The 16,909-nt window shown below is 62.6% G+C and carries 16 protein-coding genes; 7 read left to right on the top strand and 9 right to left on the bottom strand.

All coding sequences use genetic code 11. The features are described from left to right. Nucleotides 1-19 precede the first annotated feature (19 nt). From EOC83_RS20865 to EOC83_RS20845, 5 genes are read left to right on the top strand one after another with little or no spacing between them, the layout of a single operon-like run. Entirely contained in the window at nt 20-970 is a 951-nt protein-coding gene (locus EOC83_RS20865) for a branched-chain amino acid ABC transporter permease (RefSeq protein WP_224620706.1), read from the top strand. Beyond that, entirely contained in the window at nt 970-1,965 is a 996-nt protein-coding gene (locus EOC83_RS20860) for a hypothetical protein (protein ID WP_024504006.1), read from the top strand. The genes EOC83_RS20865 and EOC83_RS20860 overlap by 1 nt, the downstream gene beginning before the upstream one ends. Further along, nucleotides 1,962-2,792, top strand: a complete 831-nt coding sequence (locus EOC83_RS20855) for an ABC transporter ATP-binding protein (protein ID WP_063168748.1) — start codon at nt 1,962-1,964, stop codon at nt 2,790-2,792. Before EOC83_RS20860 ends, EOC83_RS20855 begins: the two co-directional genes overlap by 4 nt. Further along, nucleotides 2,716-3,465, top strand: a complete 750-nt coding sequence (locus tag EOC83_RS20850) for an ABC transporter ATP-binding protein (protein ID WP_063168749.1) — start codon at nt 2,716-2,718, stop codon at nt 3,463-3,465. The genes EOC83_RS20855 and EOC83_RS20850 overlap by 77 nt, the downstream gene beginning before the upstream one ends. Then, a complete protein-coding gene (locus tag EOC83_RS20845) occupies nt 3,458-4,747 on the top strand; it encodes an FAD-dependent oxidoreductase (protein ID WP_063168750.1) in 1,290 nt (429 codons plus the stop codon). The genes EOC83_RS20850 and EOC83_RS20845 overlap by 8 nt, the downstream gene beginning before the upstream one ends. Nucleotides 4,748-4,942: 195 nt before the next feature. Here the strand turns inward: EOC83_RS20845 and EOC83_RS20840 are convergent, their stop codons facing one another. From EOC83_RS20840 to EOC83_RS20825, 4 genes are all read right to left on the bottom strand, one after another. Beyond that, on the bottom strand, nt 4,943-7,384 hold the full coding sequence (locus EOC83_RS20840; protein ID WP_063168751.1) for an FAD-dependent oxidoreductase: 2,442 nt from the start codon (nt 7,382-7,384) through the stop codon (nt 4,943-4,945). Between the two features lie 147 nt (nt 7,385-7,531). Further along, entirely contained in the window at nt 7,532-8,254 is a 723-nt protein-coding gene (locus EOC83_RS20835) for an amino acid ABC transporter permease (protein WP_063168752.1), read from the bottom strand. A 21-nt stretch (nt 8,255-8,275) separates the two neighbouring features. Beyond that, nucleotides 8,276-9,073, bottom strand: coding sequence for a transporter substrate-binding domain-containing protein (locus EOC83_RS20830; RefSeq protein ID WP_063168753.1), 798 nt, complete (start codon nt 9,071-9,073; stop codon nt 8,276-8,278). Nucleotides 9,074-9,280: 207 nt separating this feature from the next. Continuing rightward, nucleotides 9,281-10,294 carry an arginase family protein gene (locus EOC83_RS20825; RefSeq protein ID WP_063170311.1) on the bottom strand — a complete coding sequence of 338 codons (1,014 nt, stop codon included), beginning with the start codon at nt 10,292-10,294 and terminating at the stop codon, nt 9,281-9,283. Nucleotides 10,295-10,487: 193 nt separating this feature from the next. Between EOC83_RS20825 and EOC83_RS20820 the strand changes: the two genes are divergently transcribed. Next, entirely contained in the window at nt 10,488-11,057 is a 570-nt protein-coding gene (locus EOC83_RS20820) for a cupin domain-containing protein (protein ID WP_063168754.1), read from the top strand. 66 nt (nt 11,058-11,123) lie between these two features. On the opposite strand, the gene EOC83_RS20815 is transcribed toward EOC83_RS20820, so the two are convergent. The 5 genes from EOC83_RS20815 to EOC83_RS20795 are packed head-to-tail and all read right to left on the bottom strand — an operon-like array spanning nt 11,124 to nt 15,711. Continuing rightward, complete coding sequence (locus tag EOC83_RS20815; protein WP_164745900.1) at nt 11,124-11,570, bottom strand: acyl-CoA thioesterase; 447 nt, start codon at nt 11,568-11,570, stop codon at nt 11,124-11,126. Beyond that, a complete protein-coding gene (locus tag EOC83_RS20810; protein ID WP_063168755.1) occupies nt 11,567-12,502 on the bottom strand; it encodes a 3-keto-5-aminohexanoate cleavage protein in 936 nt (311 codons plus the stop codon). The genes EOC83_RS20815 and EOC83_RS20810 overlap by 4 nt, the downstream gene beginning before the upstream one ends. 31 nt (nt 12,503-12,533) lie before the next feature. Next, nucleotides 12,534-13,640 (bottom strand): ABC transporter ATP-binding protein, encoded by a 1,107-nt coding sequence (locus EOC83_RS20805; protein WP_063168756.1) that lies wholly within the window; start codon nt 13,638-13,640, stop codon nt 12,534-12,536. Further along, on the bottom strand, nt 13,640-14,377 hold the full coding sequence (locus EOC83_RS20800; RefSeq protein ID WP_063168757.1) for a GntR family transcriptional regulator: 738 nt from the start codon (nt 14,375-14,377) through the stop codon (nt 13,640-13,642). Before EOC83_RS20800 ends, EOC83_RS20805 begins: the two co-directional genes overlap by 1 nt. Next, nucleotides 14,377-15,711, bottom strand: a complete 1,335-nt coding sequence (locus EOC83_RS20795) for an aminotransferase class III-fold pyridoxal phosphate-dependent enzyme (protein ID WP_063168758.1) — start codon at nt 15,709-15,711, stop codon at nt 14,377-14,379. The genes EOC83_RS20800 and EOC83_RS20795 overlap by 1 nt, the downstream gene beginning before the upstream one ends. 121 nt (nt 15,712-15,832) lie before the next feature. Between EOC83_RS20795 and EOC83_RS20790 the strand changes: the two genes are divergently transcribed. After that, nucleotides 15,833-16,888: an ABC transporter substrate-binding protein gene (locus EOC83_RS20790; RefSeq protein ID WP_063168759.1), complete on the top strand. Its 1,056-nt coding sequence runs from the start codon at nt 15,833-15,835 to the stop codon at nt 16,886-16,888. The last annotated feature ends 21 nt before the right edge of the window (nt 16,889-16,909 follow it).

Below are 16,909 nucleotides of genomic sequence, written 5' to 3'. Positions count from 1 at the left end.
AGGCACAGGACGCCGGCCCATGCTGGGAAATCTTATCCAACAAACGGTAAATGCCCTGACCATCGGCTCGATCTACGCCCTGATCGCGCTCGGCTACACCATGGTCTACGGCGTGTTGCGCATGATCAACTTCGCCCATGGCGAGATGTTCATGCTCGGCGCCTATGTAGCGTTTCTGGCGCTCAGCCTGCTGGTCGGCGATGTCGGGATGTCGGGCGCGCTGGCGCTTACCGCGGCCTTTCTCGTGGCGATCTTCCTCGTCGGCCTCATTGGAGTCGGCATCGAAAGGGTCGCCTACAAACCGCTGAGAAGCTCCACCCGGCTCGCGCCGATGCTGTCCTCGCTCGGCGTCTCATTGTCGCTCGTCACCGGGGTGCAGATCCTGGCCGGCCCACAGCCAGTCGCCTTTCCCAGCTTCTTCCCCGTCGTCCGATATCAGGTGATGGGCGGCACCATCACCTTGATGCAGATCGGCATCCTGATCGCCGCCTTCGTGCTGATGTTCGGCCTGCATGTCCTAGTCAACCGGAGCCGTATCGGCATCATCGTGCGCGCCGTATCGGAAAGCCGACCGACCGCACAGCTGCTTGGCATCAACGTCAACGGCGCCATCTCCATGGTGTTCTTCGTCGGGCCGCTTCTCGGCGCTGCCGGCGGCATCCTCTATTCCAGTTACTATGGCATCATGTCGCCCAGCATGGGCGCCGTCATCGGGCTGAAGGCCTTCACCGCGGCCATCCTCGGCGGCATCGGTTCAATCCCCGGCGCCATGCTCGGCGCCTTCATCCTGGCTTTTATCGAAGTGTGGGGAACCGCGCTGCTGCCCATTGTCACAAACGGCGTGCTCGGCACCGAGTATCGCGACGTTCTCGCCTTTGCGATCCTCATACTCGTGCTTCTGGTCCGTCCTGCCGGTATACTCGGCGAGGCCGTCTCCGAGGAAAGCATCGTGTACAAGAGGGAATTCTGATGGCCGCCGCCGACACTCTCGCCGCGGCCCGGCCGCGTGCGAACCGGACCATCTCCTGGCTCGTCTTCGCCATCGCGATCGCGCTGATCATGGCCACGCCCTTCCTGCCCAACTACCATGTCCGTGTCCTCAACAGCCTGCTGATCTACATCCTGCTCGGCATCGGCCTGAACATCGTGATCGGCTATACCGGGCTGCTGGATCTCGGCTTCGTCGCCTTCTACGCGGTCGGCGCCTACAGCTATGGGCTGCTGGCAAGCCCGCAGCTCGGCCTGCATATGCCGTTCCTGCTCATCCTGCTCGTCGCCGCCTGCCTGGGTGCGGTCACCGGCATATTGCTCGGCATTCCGGTGTTGCGATTGCGCGGCGACTATCTGGCCATCGTCACACTTGGCTTCGGCGAGATCATCCGCATCATCATCAACAATCTCGACTGGCTGACCGGAGGGCCGCAAGGCATTGCCCGGCTGGACAAGGCGTCGATCCTCGGCATACAGATTGCCCGGCCGATCGACTTCTTCTGGCTGCTGCTGATCACCGTGCTCATCGTCGGCACCGTGGTCTGGCGGCTCGAGCGCTCCATCCTCGGCAAGGCGTGGGCGGCGATCCGCGAGGACCAGGATGCCGCGCGCGGCATCGGCATCAACACCACCAATGCCAAGCTTGCCGCTTTCGCCACCTCGGCCACGATCGGTTCCATAGCCGGCGCGATCTTCGCCGCATCGCAGCGTTTCGTCAGCCCGGAAAGCTTCACGCTGCAGGAATCGGTGCTGATCGTGCTGATGATCGTGGTCGGCGGCATCGGCAACATCTTCGGCATCGTCGCCGGCGCGGCAATCCTGATCCTGCTGCCGGAGCTGCTGCGCGAATTCGCCGAATGGCGCATCCTCTTCCTCGGTCTTTTGATGATCTCGCTGATCATCGCGCGCCCGGCCGGCATCGTGCCGCGCAGCTTCGGGCCGGAGAAACTGATCCGAGGGCTTTTCGGAAAATGACGCTGGTCTTTCAGAGCCTTCGCAAGGTGTATGGCGAGGTCGTCGCCATCGACGGCGTGTCGACCGACTTCGCTCCCGGCATAATCCACGGCGTGATCGGACCGAACGGCGCCGGCAAGTCGACGCTGATCAACATGACGGCTGGTTCCTACACAGTGTCGTCGGGCTCGATCACGCTCGACGGCAAGCGTCTCGACAAACTCAAGAAATACCAGATCGCCAATTCGGGAATTGCCCGCACCTATCAGAACATCCGCCTCTTCGACCAGATGTCGGCGATCGAGAACCTTGAAGTCTGTTTCTATCCCGCCGAGGTTGCGGCCGCCTGGAGGGAAGTGATCTGGCCACCCTATGCCAACGCCCAGCGCCGGCGCCGGCGTGAGAAATGCATGGAAATCCTGCGGTTTTTTGACCTTCAGGGCTACGCCGACGTCGATGCCGGGGGCCTGCCCTATGGCCGACAACGCATGCTGGAGATCGCCCGCGCCTTGGTCGCCAATCCGCGCGTCCTGCTGCTCGACGAGCCCGCCGCCGGATTGAACCACCACGAGACGGCGGAACTGACGGCAAAACTCACCGCGTTGCGTTCGCCCGACCGGATCATGATCGTCGTCGAGCACGACATGGATCTCGTCATGACACTCTGCGACAGCATCATCGTCATGCATCATGGGAAACTGCTCTTCCGGGGCACGCCCGCCGAAGTGCAGGCAAGCACCGACGTCCAACTCGCCTATCTGGGAACCGCCAATGACATCGACGACATCCGGGCCGCTGCTCAGAATCGCCGGGCTCAGCTCGGGATACGGGCGCGTCGGCGTTCTTGAGGGCATCAGCATTGACGTCGATCCGCACGAGATCGTCGTCATCCTGGGTCCGAACGGCGCCGGCAAGACGACGCTGCTCAATTCCGTTTCCGGCGTGGCGCGGCCCACCGCAGGCAGCATCGCGTTCGAGGGCCGCGACATCACCGGGATGCGCCCCGAACAGGTCGTGCGTCTCGGCATCACCCACTGCCCGGAAGGCCGCCAGATCTTCCAGCGCCTGACGGTGGAGGAAAACTTGGTCGCGGCCCATATCGGTCGCGGCGGGAAGAGTTTCGAGGCATTGCGCGCCGAGGTGTTCGAGCTGTTTCCTGTGCTCAAGGAACGGCGCAACGGCATGGCAAGCCGCATGTCCGGCGGCCAGCAGCAGATGCTGGCGATCGGGCGCGCGCTTATGGCCGAGCCGAAGCTTCTGATGCTCGACGAGCCGTCTCTCGGCCTTGCCCCGAAGATCGTCCACCAGATCTTCCGCATCATCCTCGACCTGTCGCGCCACGGCATTTCGATCCTGCTCGTCGAGCAGAACGTTCAGCTGGCGCTTGAATGCGGCGACTACGCCTACCTGCTCAACACCGGCAAGGTGAAGCTGCATGGCCCGGCGCAGGAAATGGCCGCGCATTCGGCCCTGAGGGAACACTATCTCGGCGGCGCCAGCGAGGACGTCCTTCATGTTTGAGGTCGACTGGAAGACGCCGCATCTGTGGCGCAAGACCGCGAACAGGCGCCCGGCCGCACCGGCACCGCAAGGCGACCTGAAGACGGACGTGCTGGTGGTCGGCGGCGGCTTCACCGGCATGGCCGCGGCACTCGGCGCGCGCGACAGCGGCGTCAATGTCATCCTGCTTGAGAGCAACGAGATCGGATCGGCAGCGTCGGGCCGCAACAACGGCCTTGTCATCTCCCACCATTCCAAGGCCTCGCCGGCGGAGTTCGAGGCGGTCTACGGCAAGACGATCGGTGAGCGCTACAATCGCATGGTTGCGGATGCGGCCGGCGTAGCCTTCGGCCTGATGCAGCGCTTCAACATAGACGCCCACCAGGTTCAGGAAGGCTGGATCCAGCCCGCTCACACCGACACCACGCTTGCCCGCGCGCACCAGTTCTACGAAGAGTGGAAAGCCTTCGGCGCCAATGTCTCCTGGCTTGACCGGGCCGAAGCCAGCGCGCGCATCGGCAGCCCCTATCTCGGCGGCTGGATGGTGCACAATTCCGGCCACATCAATCCGTTCGCCATGACCATTGGCCTTGCCGGCGCCCTTGAGCGCGAAGGCGTGACCATCTTCGAGAACGCCGCGGCGTCTCGCATCGAGAAGGTGGAAGGCGGCTGGCGCGTCTTCACCGCAACGGGAAGCGTCACGGCGCCAGAAGTGGTGCTTGCCACGAATGCGCTTACCGGCGACCTCTGGGCTGGGCTGAAGAAGACACTGATGCCGTTCAAGGTCTTCCAGGCCGCGACAAACCCGCTGCCGGAAGGCCTGCGCACCCAGATCCTTGTCGGCAACCCCGCGGTGTCCGACATGCGCAACGACATCCGCTATTTCCACTACGACGTCGACGGCCGGCTGGTGAGCGGCGGCACGCATACATTGTGGTTTGACGAGGCCGACCGCGGTCGCGCCAAGGTCTCGAGCATGCTGGGCAAGGCTTTTCGCGCATTCGGCGGCGAACCGCCGATCGTGGAATACTGGCATGGCACCTTTGCCGTGGTGCCTGATCGCAGACCTCGCCTCTATCGCCTGGCACCCGGCCTCGTGTTTGGCGGCGTCTATTCCGGCCGCGGCGTGGCATTGGCAATGTCTCTTGGCCAGGAAATCGGCCGCTGGGCGGCAGGCCGGCGCCGGGACGAGCAGATGCCTTTGCCGGTCACCAACATGAAACCGGTTCCGTTCCATCCGGTCGCCGTGCAGGTCGCGAACCGCATGCATCTCTGGAACCGCTTCAAGGATCGAAGCTCTTGATGACATTATAGGCCGACGATGCTGATTTTGTGCCGGCGGCTAGCTGGCCGAGGCAGAAGTCTCAATCAGACAGCCCATGCTCGGTCACGACTGGGCCGAAAGCGGACTGGTAGCTTCAGGCATCAGCGGAAGCCGAAGCGGACCTTCAGCGTGGCTGGGACTTAGGGCCTCCGACTGATCCAAAAGGAGGTTCTGTCACGGTCTCAGGCGTTCCCCCTTCGGATCGTACCACGGCTTGAGCTGCGCAATGGCCTTGTATCGCTTCCAGGCGATTTCGATCTCCAGAGGGGCGGCTGCCAGCCAGGCATCGTCGACACCGCCCTCGCATTCGACATAGCCCATGCCGAGCGAGGCGCCGATGCGGTGGCCGTAGGCGCCGGAGGTGACCGAACCGACGATCTTGCCGCCGCGCCAGATCGGTTCGTGATGATAGAGGAGAGGCGCATCTTCGGCCTGCAGCCGCAACTGCACCAAGCGGCGGCGCGGCTTGCCCGCCTCCTTCTGCAGCAACAGCGCATCACGGCCGATGAAGCCGCCTGGCTTGTCGAACGCCACGGCAAAGCCAAGCCCTGCCTGCAGCGGGCTGTCTTCCTCGCCGATGTCGTGACCCCAGTGGCGGTAACCTTTCTCCATGCGCAGCGAATTGATGGCGAAGTAGCCGCCTTGGCGCAGGCCGAAATCGGCGCCCGCCTCGGCCAGCTTGTCGAAGACATGGGCGGCGAACTCGGCGGGCATGTAGAGCTCCCAGCCAAGCTCGCCGACGAAGGTCAGCCGGCTGGCGCGCACCCGCGCATAGCCAAGGTCGATCTCGCGGCTGGTGCCGAAGGGAAACGCCGCCTCCGAGAAGTCATCGGGCGAGACGGCGCGCAGGAGATCGCGCGATTTCGGCCCCATCAGCGCCAGCATGGGCAGGCCGGAGGTGACATCCTGCACGAAGACATGCGCGTCCGCCGGGATATGGCGCTTGAGCCAGGCCAGGTCGCGCCGCTGCGACACGGCGATGGTCACGACCATGTAGGCGGTTTCGGAGATGCGGGTGACCGTGACATCGGCTTCGATGCCGCCTAGCTCGTTCAGCCATTGCGTGTAGACGACGCGGCCGGCGGGTACGTCGACATTGTTGGCACAGATGCGGTTGAGCACCGCGCAGGCGTCACGCCCCTCGATCCAGTATTTCACGAAGCAGGAATGGTCGAACAGCGTAACGTTGTCAGCCGTGTTGCGGCTTTCCTCGCCGCAGGCGCCGAACCAGTTCTGGCGGCCGTAGGAATAGTCGATCTCGGCCTTCATGCCGGGCAAAGCGAAGAAGCCAGGGCGTTCGTAGGCGGCGGCCTCGGTCATGCAGGCACCCGCCGCCATCAGGCGGTCGTGGAACGGGCTCTTGCGGATGTGGCGCGCCGTGGCGAACTGGCGGTATGGCCAGTGCATGTCGAACAAAAGGCCAAGCGTTTCGGTGGTGCGGTCGTAGAGATATTTCTTGTTCGACTGGAACGACATGGTGCGGCGCACGTCGACATCGGCGAGATCGACCGGTGGGCGCCCGTCGCGGATCCATTCCGACAGCGCCTTGCCGACGCCGCCCGAGGAGAGGATGCCGACGGAATTGAAGCCGGTGGCGCAGAACAGGCCGGAGACCTCAGCCGTCTCGCCCAGCAGATAGCGGTCATCCGGCGTAAAGCTTTCCGGTCCGTTGAAGAACAGTTTGATGCCGACATCCGCCAGCAGCGGCACCCGCCTGGTTGCCATTTCGAGGATCGGTTCGAAATGCTCGAAGTCCTCGGGCAGGCTGTCGAAGCAGAAATCGGGCGAGATGCCGTTATGGCCCCACGGCTTGGCCACCGGCTCGAAGCAGCCGAGCAGCAGCTTACCGGCGTCTTCCTTGTAGTAGGAGCACTCGTCGCCCAGGAAAAGCACCGGCAAATTGGCGGGCAGGCCGGGGATGGTCTCGGTGACGATGTAGAAATGCTCGGCGGCGTGCAGCGGCAGCGTCACGCCGATCTGTGCCGCGAGATCGCGCGACCACATGCCACCGCATATCACCACCTTGTCGGCGCGGATCTCGCCCTTGTCGGTGACCACGCCGCAAACGCGGCCGTTCTCGACCAGGATTTTCGTGACCGGCGTGTTTTCGAGAATGCAGGCGCCACCGGTGCGCGCGCCCTTGACATAGGCCATGGTGACGTCGGTGGGGTTGACCTGTCCATCATTGGGGAACCAGAAGCCGCCGACGATGCCGTCGATGTTGACCGGGCTCCAGCGTTCCTTGATCTCGCCGGGCGTGACCATGTCGACCGGCAGGCCGAAATTGCGCCCCATCCAGGCGCCGCGTGCCAGCTCCTCGAAGCGCGCCTCGGTGTTGGCGACACGCAGCGAGCCGCGCTGCATGAAGCCGGTGGCCTGTCCGGTTTCGGCTTCGAGGCGGCCGAACAGCTCGCCGGTGTATTTCGCCAGCTCCGTCATCTGTCGCGTCGCCCGCAACTGCGTCACCAGGCCGGCGGCATGCCATGTCGTGCCGCATGTCAGCTGCTTGCGCTCGCACAGTACGACGTCGGTGATGCCAAGCTTGGTGAGGTGATAGGCGACCGAACATCCGGCAATGCCGCCGCCGACGATGACGACATCAGCCTGTTCCGGCATCTGTTCTGAACTAGCCCCTGACATTACGCGTCCCCCTGAATTGCTGCGCGGCTCAGGCATCTGGCGCCCTTTCGGAGCAGCGTCATGCCGTCGCGTCGATGGATGTCAATGGCGTGCCGCACGCTGCGGCCCACCGTTTTGTGCCCGTCATGCGTGATGGGGCACTTTGTCGGTATCGTTTCCGGCCGCGTGGGGCTTGGCCCAGGCGAAGCGCCGTTCGATCCGCTTCTGCAGGATCATCAGTACATAGACCATCGCCAGGTAGTAGAGGGAGGTGACGGCGTAGAACTCGGCATAGCGGAACGTTGAGGCGACGCTTTGCTGGGTGACCGCCATCAGTTCCGTCAATGAGATCACCGAGGCCAGCGACGTGGTCTTGAGCAGCGTGATGAACTCGTTGACGGTCGGCGGCAGGGCGATGCGCAGCGCCTGCGGCACGACGATCAGGAAGAACACTTGCGGCTTGCGCAGGCCAAGTGCGGCGCCGGCCTGAAACTGCCCTTCTTCGACGGCGCTGAGCGCCGCCCTGTTGATCTCGACCTGATAGGCGGCCTCGTTCAGCGTCAGCGCCAGGAGGGCCGCGATGAAGGGCGAAAACCAGGTCTCGCGGAAGATCGGCCATATTTGCGGCAGGCCGTTCCAGACGAACAGCAGCAGCAGAAGCGCCGGCAGTGCGCGGAAAACAGCGATATAGGCCGTCGCTCCCCAGCGCAGCACCTTGTTTTGCCCGTTGAGCGCCAAGGCAAGCGGCAGCGACAGGAGGATCGCCGCCGCATGCGCGAGTATTGTCAGGGCGAGCGCTACCAGCGCCGCCCTGAAGAACGTCCCGGAAAAAAGTGTCGACCAGAACAAGCCAAAGTCAAAGCTCACGGAACCCTGCCGATCGCGCCGTTACTGACCGATGCCACTGATGGTCGACATCGGAAGCTTCCACGTCTCGGCGATGGTCTTCATGGTGCCGTTCGCGGCAAGCTCCTTGACAGTAGCGGCGACCGCCGCCGCGTCAGCCTCATCCTTGCGGAAATAGGCCGCGTACTGATCCTGCGCGCCGGCCGAGTAGACGATCTTCAACTCACCGGGCTGCTGCAAGTCGCGGTAGGCGAATTCGGTGTCCTGGCTGATCGTCGCGACCGCGCGACCCAGCACCACCTGTTGCATCGCATCGGTCTGCTTGGGATAGGTCTGCATGGTGATCTTGTCGCGGCCGGCCTTGGCCAGGTCCTCGTTCACCTTGTCCAGCAGGCCTATATAGGAAGTGCCGGACTGGACGGAGATGGTCTTGCCGGAGAAATCCTCATAGCTCTTGTAGGCGGACGCATCGTCGGCCTTGCCGATCATGACGACGCCGGTCTTCAGATAAGGCACGCCGCTCAGCTTCTCCAGCCGTTCGGGTTTCAGCAAAGCGCCGCTGATGACGATGTCGCAGCGCTTCGATTCCAGGCCGGGAAGCAGGCCGCTGAAGTCCATCGTCGTGATACTGGCGTCGACCTTCCAGTGCGCGGCCAGCGCCTTGATGACGTCGATGTCGACGCCAACGGGAGCCTCGCCCGCCGTCTTGATGAATTCCATCGGCGGGAAAGTGGGATCGACGCAGGCTTGCAGTTTACCGTCGGCGGCGAAGCTCGGCGGCTGTGCTGCCGCCGGCGTGGCGGCCGCGAGGGCGATGAGTAGAAGGATCTTGCGGTTCATGGTTCACCTCTAGTTTGGGCTCTTGGCGGCCTCAAGGAACGCTTGCCGAAAGTTCGTCAATAGTCAACATAATTCATTTAAGAGAACAGGAGACAGCGAAAGAATGGCGCCACCGCATCGGCAACCGGCATCGAAAGTCCGGAGCCGCGAGCCGCGACGCCATCACCGATGGCGTCGGCGCGCTCCTGTAGCGGCCAAGGCCACGCGTCAGTGCGTCTCGGCATTCTTTGCGGCGATCAGGCAGATCAGTTCGTACATCATCACCATGGCGACCTGCGCCGTGATCTGGTTGGGGCTGTCCTTGGTCGGCATCAGGCAGACGACGTCCCCACCGATGATGTTGAGCCCCTTCAATCCTTGCAGAAGGCGCGTCGCCTCGCGGATGGTCAGGCCGCCGAAGCCCGGCTCGAGGTTCGAAACCCCGGGAGCGACGGAGGGGTCGAGGCTGTCGAGATCGAAGGTGATGTAGGCGGGGCGATCGCCAACCCGCTCGCGGATCATCTCCACCATGCGCTCTATGCCCAAGCGTTCGAACTCGTCCATCGTAACAACCCGATAGCCCAGAGCGCGACTCGAGCCGCCAACGCCGCCGGTGTGGATATCCGCCGCCGGATGACCGCGCATGCCGATCTGGATGCTGCGTTCCGGGTCGACCGCACCTTCCTTTGCCGTATAGGCCGCCCAGTGCGCCGCCGAACGCTTCGCGCCAAGCCAGTGGGGCATGTTGTCGTAGGAATCGGTGTGCGCGTCGAAATGGATCAGCGAGCAGGGCTGGCCTCCCGACAGGCGCCGGCCCGGTCCGGCGATGGCCTTGATGATAGGCCCGGTGATCGAGTGATCGCCGCCGATGGAAACCGGGTTTGTGCCGGCGGCGTCGAGCCGGGCGTAGAAGGCTTCGATGTCGCGGACACAGGCCTCGTTGTTCATGGCCTCGGGCAGGGGAACGTCGCCAAGATCGCTGATCTTGGCGGCATCCCATGGCGAAAAGCCGTGCACCCCGTGCGAGCGGCGATAGTAGCCCGACACGTTGCGGACCGCGCGCGGGCCAAGATGTTGGTCGCGCTCCGTCGAGCCGTTTCCGGAGCTGTGCGGCACGCCGACCAGGCCGATATCCACATCGGCCGGAGTCTCCGCTACCGGGCAGCGGAAAAACGTCGCGATGCCCCACCAGTACCAACTCTGCGAACTGCGCCTGGCTTCGGCAATATCGTCTTGGCTCATCATCGCTCCTTCATCCGTATGCTGGCGGGGAAGGCTCGCCTCATGGCACCGCCGCCTCCTCGAAATTCATCTGGATGCTGGTGGGGAATTCTGTATAAGTCAACAAAGTTGTTCTATACAGAACACATAAAATTCCGGCTTGTACGGCGGACCGAGCTGACGGTATGGGATTGAACATGCTGAGAGCGCAATCATGACGAGTGGCACCCAGAGGCCGTCCACGGCCCGCATCGGTGATGCCCTGCGCAATCGACGGCGCGAACTGGACCTTACCCTCCAGGCCGTGGCGGATGGCGTTGAAGTCAGCAAGGGTTTTCTCAGCGAAGTCGAACGCGACAAGGCCTCGCCCTCGGTGGCAACGCTCGTTCGCCTGTGCGACATTCTTGGAATTACGATCGGCAGCCTGTTCCAGCATGACAACACGGCTGTCGTCCGCGTTGACGCGCGCACTCCGGCGGTGCTCGGCGGCACCGACCTTTTAGACTTCCTGCTCAGCCCGAAATCCGCGGTTCGGACGCAGGCGATCCTGTCGATCATGGCGCCGGGCGGCACCGGCGGCGACAAGCTCTACAGCTGGCGTTCGGAAGAGGAATTCGTGTTCGTCGTCGAGGGCAGCGTGACCGTGTTGCTCGAAGGCGAGGAGTTCGTCCTGCTCGAAGGCGACGCCATGACTTTCGACCCAAGACGCCTCCACACCTTCCGCAACAGTTCCGCCACCAAGCAGGCGCAAGCGCTTTTCATCCTGTCGCCGCCGTCCGTCTAGAGGCGCAGTCATCTTAAGCCAGCGTAGTCCGATGACGTCGGCTTTCGGGAAACGGCGAAGCTGGTCTTAACGACCGACTTGAGGCGCAAAGCTGCCGGCTTCACCCCTCGGGAGTTTCGCGCTCGCCTGCCGGGCCTCGCCTTCGATCTCGATCTTGCTCCGCGCTTGAAGATCGAAGCGCACCGTTACGGTGCGCATGCGCGCATGCAGGACTCCGTCCAGCGTACCGCGCATTTCATGCAGATAAGTCAGCGACGATTTCCCAAGCTTTTCTATAACGCTGCGAACGGTGACCAGAGTTCCCACCGCGGTTTCATGCACGTAGTCGATCTCCATCCTCACATCCGCCCAGCCGAGGGTCGGCGTCAAACGAGGATCGGCAATCCTGCCCAGCAACTGGAAACTGGCGTCATCGAACATCGCCACATAATGACGAACGTTGAGATGGCCCATCGCGTCGCACATCCAAGGATGCACGACGCCGACATAGGTTTCGATGCCGGGGGGCGTCAAAACCCGACCTCATGTGCGCCCTTGAGATCCAGCAGTTGACGGGCTTCGTCGGGCGTCGCGATTTCGAGCGACAACTCGTTGAGAATGCGCTTTATCTTGGCCACCTGTTCGGCATTGCTCTTGGCGAGCGTGCCCTTGCCGACATAGAGGCTGTCTTCCAAACCGACCCGTACATTGCCGCCCATGATCGCGCCCATCGTGCAGAGATTTATCTGGTGCTTGCCCGCGGCAAGGATCGACCAGAGATAGTCGTCTCCGAACAGCCGATCAGCCGTCCTGCGCATGTGCATCATGTCTTCTGGGTCGGCGCCGATACCGCCCAGCAGCCCGAAGATCGTCTGGACGAAAAGCGGCGGCTTCAGCAGCTTGCGGTCGAGAAAGTGCGCAAGCGTGTAGAGGTGACTGACATCGTAGCACTCGAACTCGAACTTCGTGCCATAAGCCTGGCCGACCTCGACGATGATCCGCTCGATCTGCTCGAACGTGTTGGAGACGATGCCCTTCTTTGTGTCTTCCAGATAGCCCTTCTCCCAGTCGTACTTCCAGTCGGTGTATTTCGGCGCGATGTGGTGCAAGGCGAAATTCATAGATCCCATATTGAGCGAGCAGAGTTCCGGCTTCGAAGCGTGCGCCGCTTCAAGGCGCTCTTCGAGGGTCATCTTCAGCCCGCCGCCGGTGGAAATGTTCATCACGGCGTCGGTCTGCTGCTTGATGCGCGGCAGGAAATCCATAAACAGCCTGGGATCAGGGGTAGGCTTGCCGGTCTCCGGATCGCGGGCATGCAGATGGATCACCGACGCCCCGGCTTCGGCTGCTCCGACAGCGGCGTCGACGATCTCGGACGGCGTTATCGGCAGATACGGGCTCATCGTCGGCGTGTGGATCGAGCCGGTGACCGCACAGGTGATGACGACTTTCGGCGATTTCTTCATGGTTGAACTCTCCCTTGTCTGCCTTTTGTTGTTATCTATCGAGAGCGAGGCAATCCTCACGACCACAGCCCAATCGAACCGCCTCGCCCGCATTGAGTTCGGACCGAGACGACGATGCGGCAAGCTTGACAATGAATTTCAGGCCGCCCGCCGTGACAGCGACGAGCCGGATGTGATCGCCGACATAGACGGACTGAACGACGGTTGCCGCGATCACGTTGAGGGCGGTGGAGCCTTCGTGCAATAAGGACATGCGCTCGGGCCTGATCGACAGCGTCACCCTGGCGCCCGTAGGGGGCGTCGCGCCAGGGGAAATGGCGTTCAACACCAGATCGCCATCGTCGAGATGGACGGCCACGCCACCATTTTCACCGCCGGCAAGCACGGTGCCGGACATGCGGTTGTTCTCGCCGATGAAGCTCGCCACAAAGCTGCCCGTCGGACGCTCATACAGTTCGCGTGGTGTCGAAAGCTGCTCGATGCGGCCGGCGCTGAACACCGCGATCCGGTCGGACATGGTCAGCGCCTCGGTCTGGTCGTGGGTCACATAAACGAACGTGACGCCAAGCCGGGCATGGATTTCCTTGATTTCGAACTGCATCTGCTCGCGCAGTTGCTTGTCTAGGGCGCCGAGCGGTTCGTCCATCAGGACAAGATTTGGTTCGAAGATCAGGGCGCGGGCAACCGCGACGCGTTGTTGCTGCCCACCCGAAAGCTGCGCCGGACGCCGGTTGCCGAATTCGGGCAACTGGACCATGTCGAGAACGTTCCTGACACGTTGCGTCACCTCCTCGCGGCCAAGTTTGCGGACCTCGAGTGGGAAAGCCAGATTTTCGGCGACCGTCATGTGCGGGAAAAGCGCGTAGTTCTGGAACACCATGCCGATGCCGCGACGATTGGCGGGAACGTTGTCGATGCGCTGACCGTCAATGAGGATTTCGCCCTCGGTCGTATCCTCGAATCCGGCAAGCATCATCAACGCCGTCGTCTTGCCGGATCCCGAAGGCCCCAGCAGCGTCAGGAATTCGCCGCGCATGATTTCCAGGTCGAGCTGACGCACCGCCTGGACGGTCTGCCCGTAGCGCTTGCTGACGCCACGAAACTCGACATGAACCGGGCCATGCGGGGATCCGCCCATCACCGCGCCTGCGCCTTCGGATCACGGCGTACCGAAGCCGGGCGTTTGCGCGCAGGTTGAGCCTCAGCCGCCGCCGCGGCGCGAAGAATGATGTCGGCGGCCTCGCGCAGATCGGCAACCAGCGCCTTGCGCGCAGCCGCGCCATCGGCGCGACGCAGCGCCGCGAGCATTTCGTCGTGATGGTCCAGGCCCAGGCCGTAGGTCACGTCGGAGCGGACGATGTTCAGAAACGGTCCTGCCTGCAGCCACAATTTCTCGATGATCTGCTGGATGAGAGGTGAACGCGCGGCATGGTACATCGTGAAATGGAAGCGCCTGTTCAGGCCGAGATAATTAGCCATGACATTGCTCTCGACGCATTCGCGCATCAGCCCGTTCAGCTTCGCCAATTCATCGAGTTCTTCGGGCGTGATGGTCGTCGCGGCCCACTCGGCCGCCGTCCCTTCGACGCTGCAGCGCACACGCACCAGATCCGAAATACGCGCCACCGTGGCCTCAGGGACAATGACGCCCCGATTTGGGTGGTCGAACATCGCCTCGTCGCTGACGAGTTGCCGCAAGGCCTCGCGCACCGGCATGGCGCTGGTCCGGTACTGTTCGGCAAGCTGTCGTACGACCAGTCTCTGGCCGGGCAGGAAGTCACCGTTCATCAGTGCCTCCTTCAAGCCCGTATGTACACGAACATGAGCTGTCTTTTGCGCGGCCGAGCCGGCAGTGGCATCCTTGCGATCGAGCATCAGTTTGTCCGGCGCGGCAGTATTTTGAGGTTGCTCGACAGGAAATCGTCGAATGCGGCGGCGAAGCCGTCGAGTTCTGCGTCGCCAAATGGCAGTGACAACGCCAGCATGCCGCGCGGCGTCACGTAGTACCCTCGCAACAGCATCTCGATATGCCAAAGCGCAATCGCCGATGGATCGGCATCGTCGAGCCGCGCCGGCGTGTCCACCGGCCCCCTGACGAAATGCAGGTTCATCAACGACCCGCGCCCTATGACGATGCCCTCGACGCCATACCGCTCAAGGGAGACGTTCATCGCTTCACGCAAGCGATCGCCGCGCGAATTGATGGCGCGGCTCGCCTCTTGCGTCAGCACCTGCGTCAGACCGGTCAAACCAGCAGCCATGCTGAGAATATTGTTGTTGAACGTCCCGCCATGCGAAAACGCACCAGGCAAAGCAGGATCGAAGCGGTCGACGAGATCCGCGCGTCCACCGAATGCGCCAAAACTCGCACCGCCGCCGATGTACTTTCCGAGCGTCACGAAATCGGGAAAGATTTCATGTGCGCCATGGAGCGCGCGGTAGTCGAGGCGCGAGGTCATCACCTCGTCGAAGATCAGCAGCGCGCCGGTCTCCTTCGTCGCGGCGCGCAGCGCTTCCAGGAACTCACGCGTCGCCGGGATGCAGCCGCCGCCGCCCATCATCGGTTCGACGATCACCGCGGCAAGTTCGTCGCCCTGTTCCTTGATGAGCGCCACGGCGCCTGCACTATCGTTGTAGTCGGCGAAGACAAAGGGGAAAGGCAAATTGAGCGGTGAGCCGCCATGCGCGAAGGTGAGTACGCCGCCATGATAGCCCTCGCGGAAGGCGAGGATCTTCGAGCGCTGCGTGATGGCGCGAGCCGCCGAAATCGCCATGATGTTCGCCTCGGTGCCCGAGTTGCAGAAGCGCACGCGCTCGATGGCCGGAAAACGGTCGACCACCGCGGCAGCCAGGCGCGCCTCATAGCGGTTGGGTGCGCCCAACATGATGCCACCCTGTATGACGTCCACAAGGGCCGCCGAAATCGCCTTGTCGGAGTGGCCGTAAAAACCGGCACTGTATTCCGAGACCAGGTCGACATAGGTATGGCCGTCCAGATCGGTCACCCTGCAGCCTTCACCGGAAACAAACGATACGGGGAATGGCCGATACCATAGAACAGCCCTCGTATTGCCGCCCGGCAACGATGCCGCGGCCTCGTTCTGACGCGCCCGGCTGTTCGGGTTTGCGTCAGCGAAACGCTGTCGCGCCTCGTCCAGAACAGCAGCGAGACTGACATTGGCGCGCACGTCTCTAGTGCCTTGCAGCATTCGATCAAATCCCTTTGGCTTTTTCACTTTTTTACACCGTACCGTAAATTCCTGTTGCTAATCAATCAATTTTGCGTTTGAAATTTGATCAAATCTACAACGATAAGAAAGGGGAACTGCAATGAGGACTTATCTGCAAGCCGTATCTGCCGCCGCGATCTGCCTCGCGACCTCGGCTTTGGTCGCGTCCGCGGCCGACCCCGTCACGGTAGTCGGCTGGGGTGGTACATGGGACAAGGCCTACAAGGATGGGGTCTGGGACAAGTACACCGAAAAGACGGGCGTCCCGATCGTCATGGAAGAGTGGGGCGGCGAGGTCGCCAAGGTGCGTGCCCAGGTGCAGGCGGGCAACATCACCTATGACGTCGTCTCGGTCGAAGCGCCCGCCATGGAAGTCGGCTGCGCCGAAGGCCTGTTCATTCCGCTGACGCCAGAAATCACAGGCGACGCGGCCAATTATTTGCCGGGCACCCTGCACGAATGCGGCGTCGCGTCCGATACCTGGGCCACGGTCCTCGCCTACAACACAAATGTCTACAAGGGCGACGCCGCGCCGAAGAGCTGGGCGGATTTCTGGAACGTCGAGAAATTTCCGGGAAAGCGTGGCCTCTACCAGCAGGCGCAGTTCACGCTGGAAAACGCGCTGATGGCCGACGGCGTTAAGCGCGAGGACATGTACAAGGTGCTGGCCACGCCGGAAGGTATCGACCGGGCTTTCGCCATGCTCGACAAGATCAAGCCGAACGTCGTCTGGTGGTCCACCACGACGCAGGGCATCCAGAACCTCGACAGCGGGGAAGTGACGCTCAGCGACGCGTTCAATGCACGCATCACCAACGAAGCCATTAACGAGAAAAAGCCCTACGCCATCGCATGGGACGCAGGCTTCTTCTACGGCACCGACTACTGGGCCGTGGTGAAGGGCGCACCGCACCAGCAGGGCGGGCTGGATCTCCTCAAGTGGTTCTCCATCCCTGAAAATCAGGCCGGCTTCTCGAAACTCTATGCCTATGGCACCGGCCGCAAGGAAGCCGCCGACCTCATTCCCGCGGATTGGAAGGCCAACCTGCCGACGTCGCCGGAGCACCTCCAGTACGGCGCCGCCTATAACAACGACTTCTGGACCGAGCACAAGGAAGCGCTGGAAGAACGCTTCAAGGCTTGGCTCGCGAAGTAACCCAGGCATGTTGGTCGGGAC

It is taken from the genome of Mesorhizobium sp. Primo-A, from assembly GCF_003997175.1.
Lineage (GTDB): Bacteria > Pseudomonadota > Alphaproteobacteria > Rhizobiales > Rhizobiaceae > Mesorhizobium > Mesorhizobium ciceri.
This window is presented reverse-complemented; position numbering and strand designations above follow the sequence as displayed.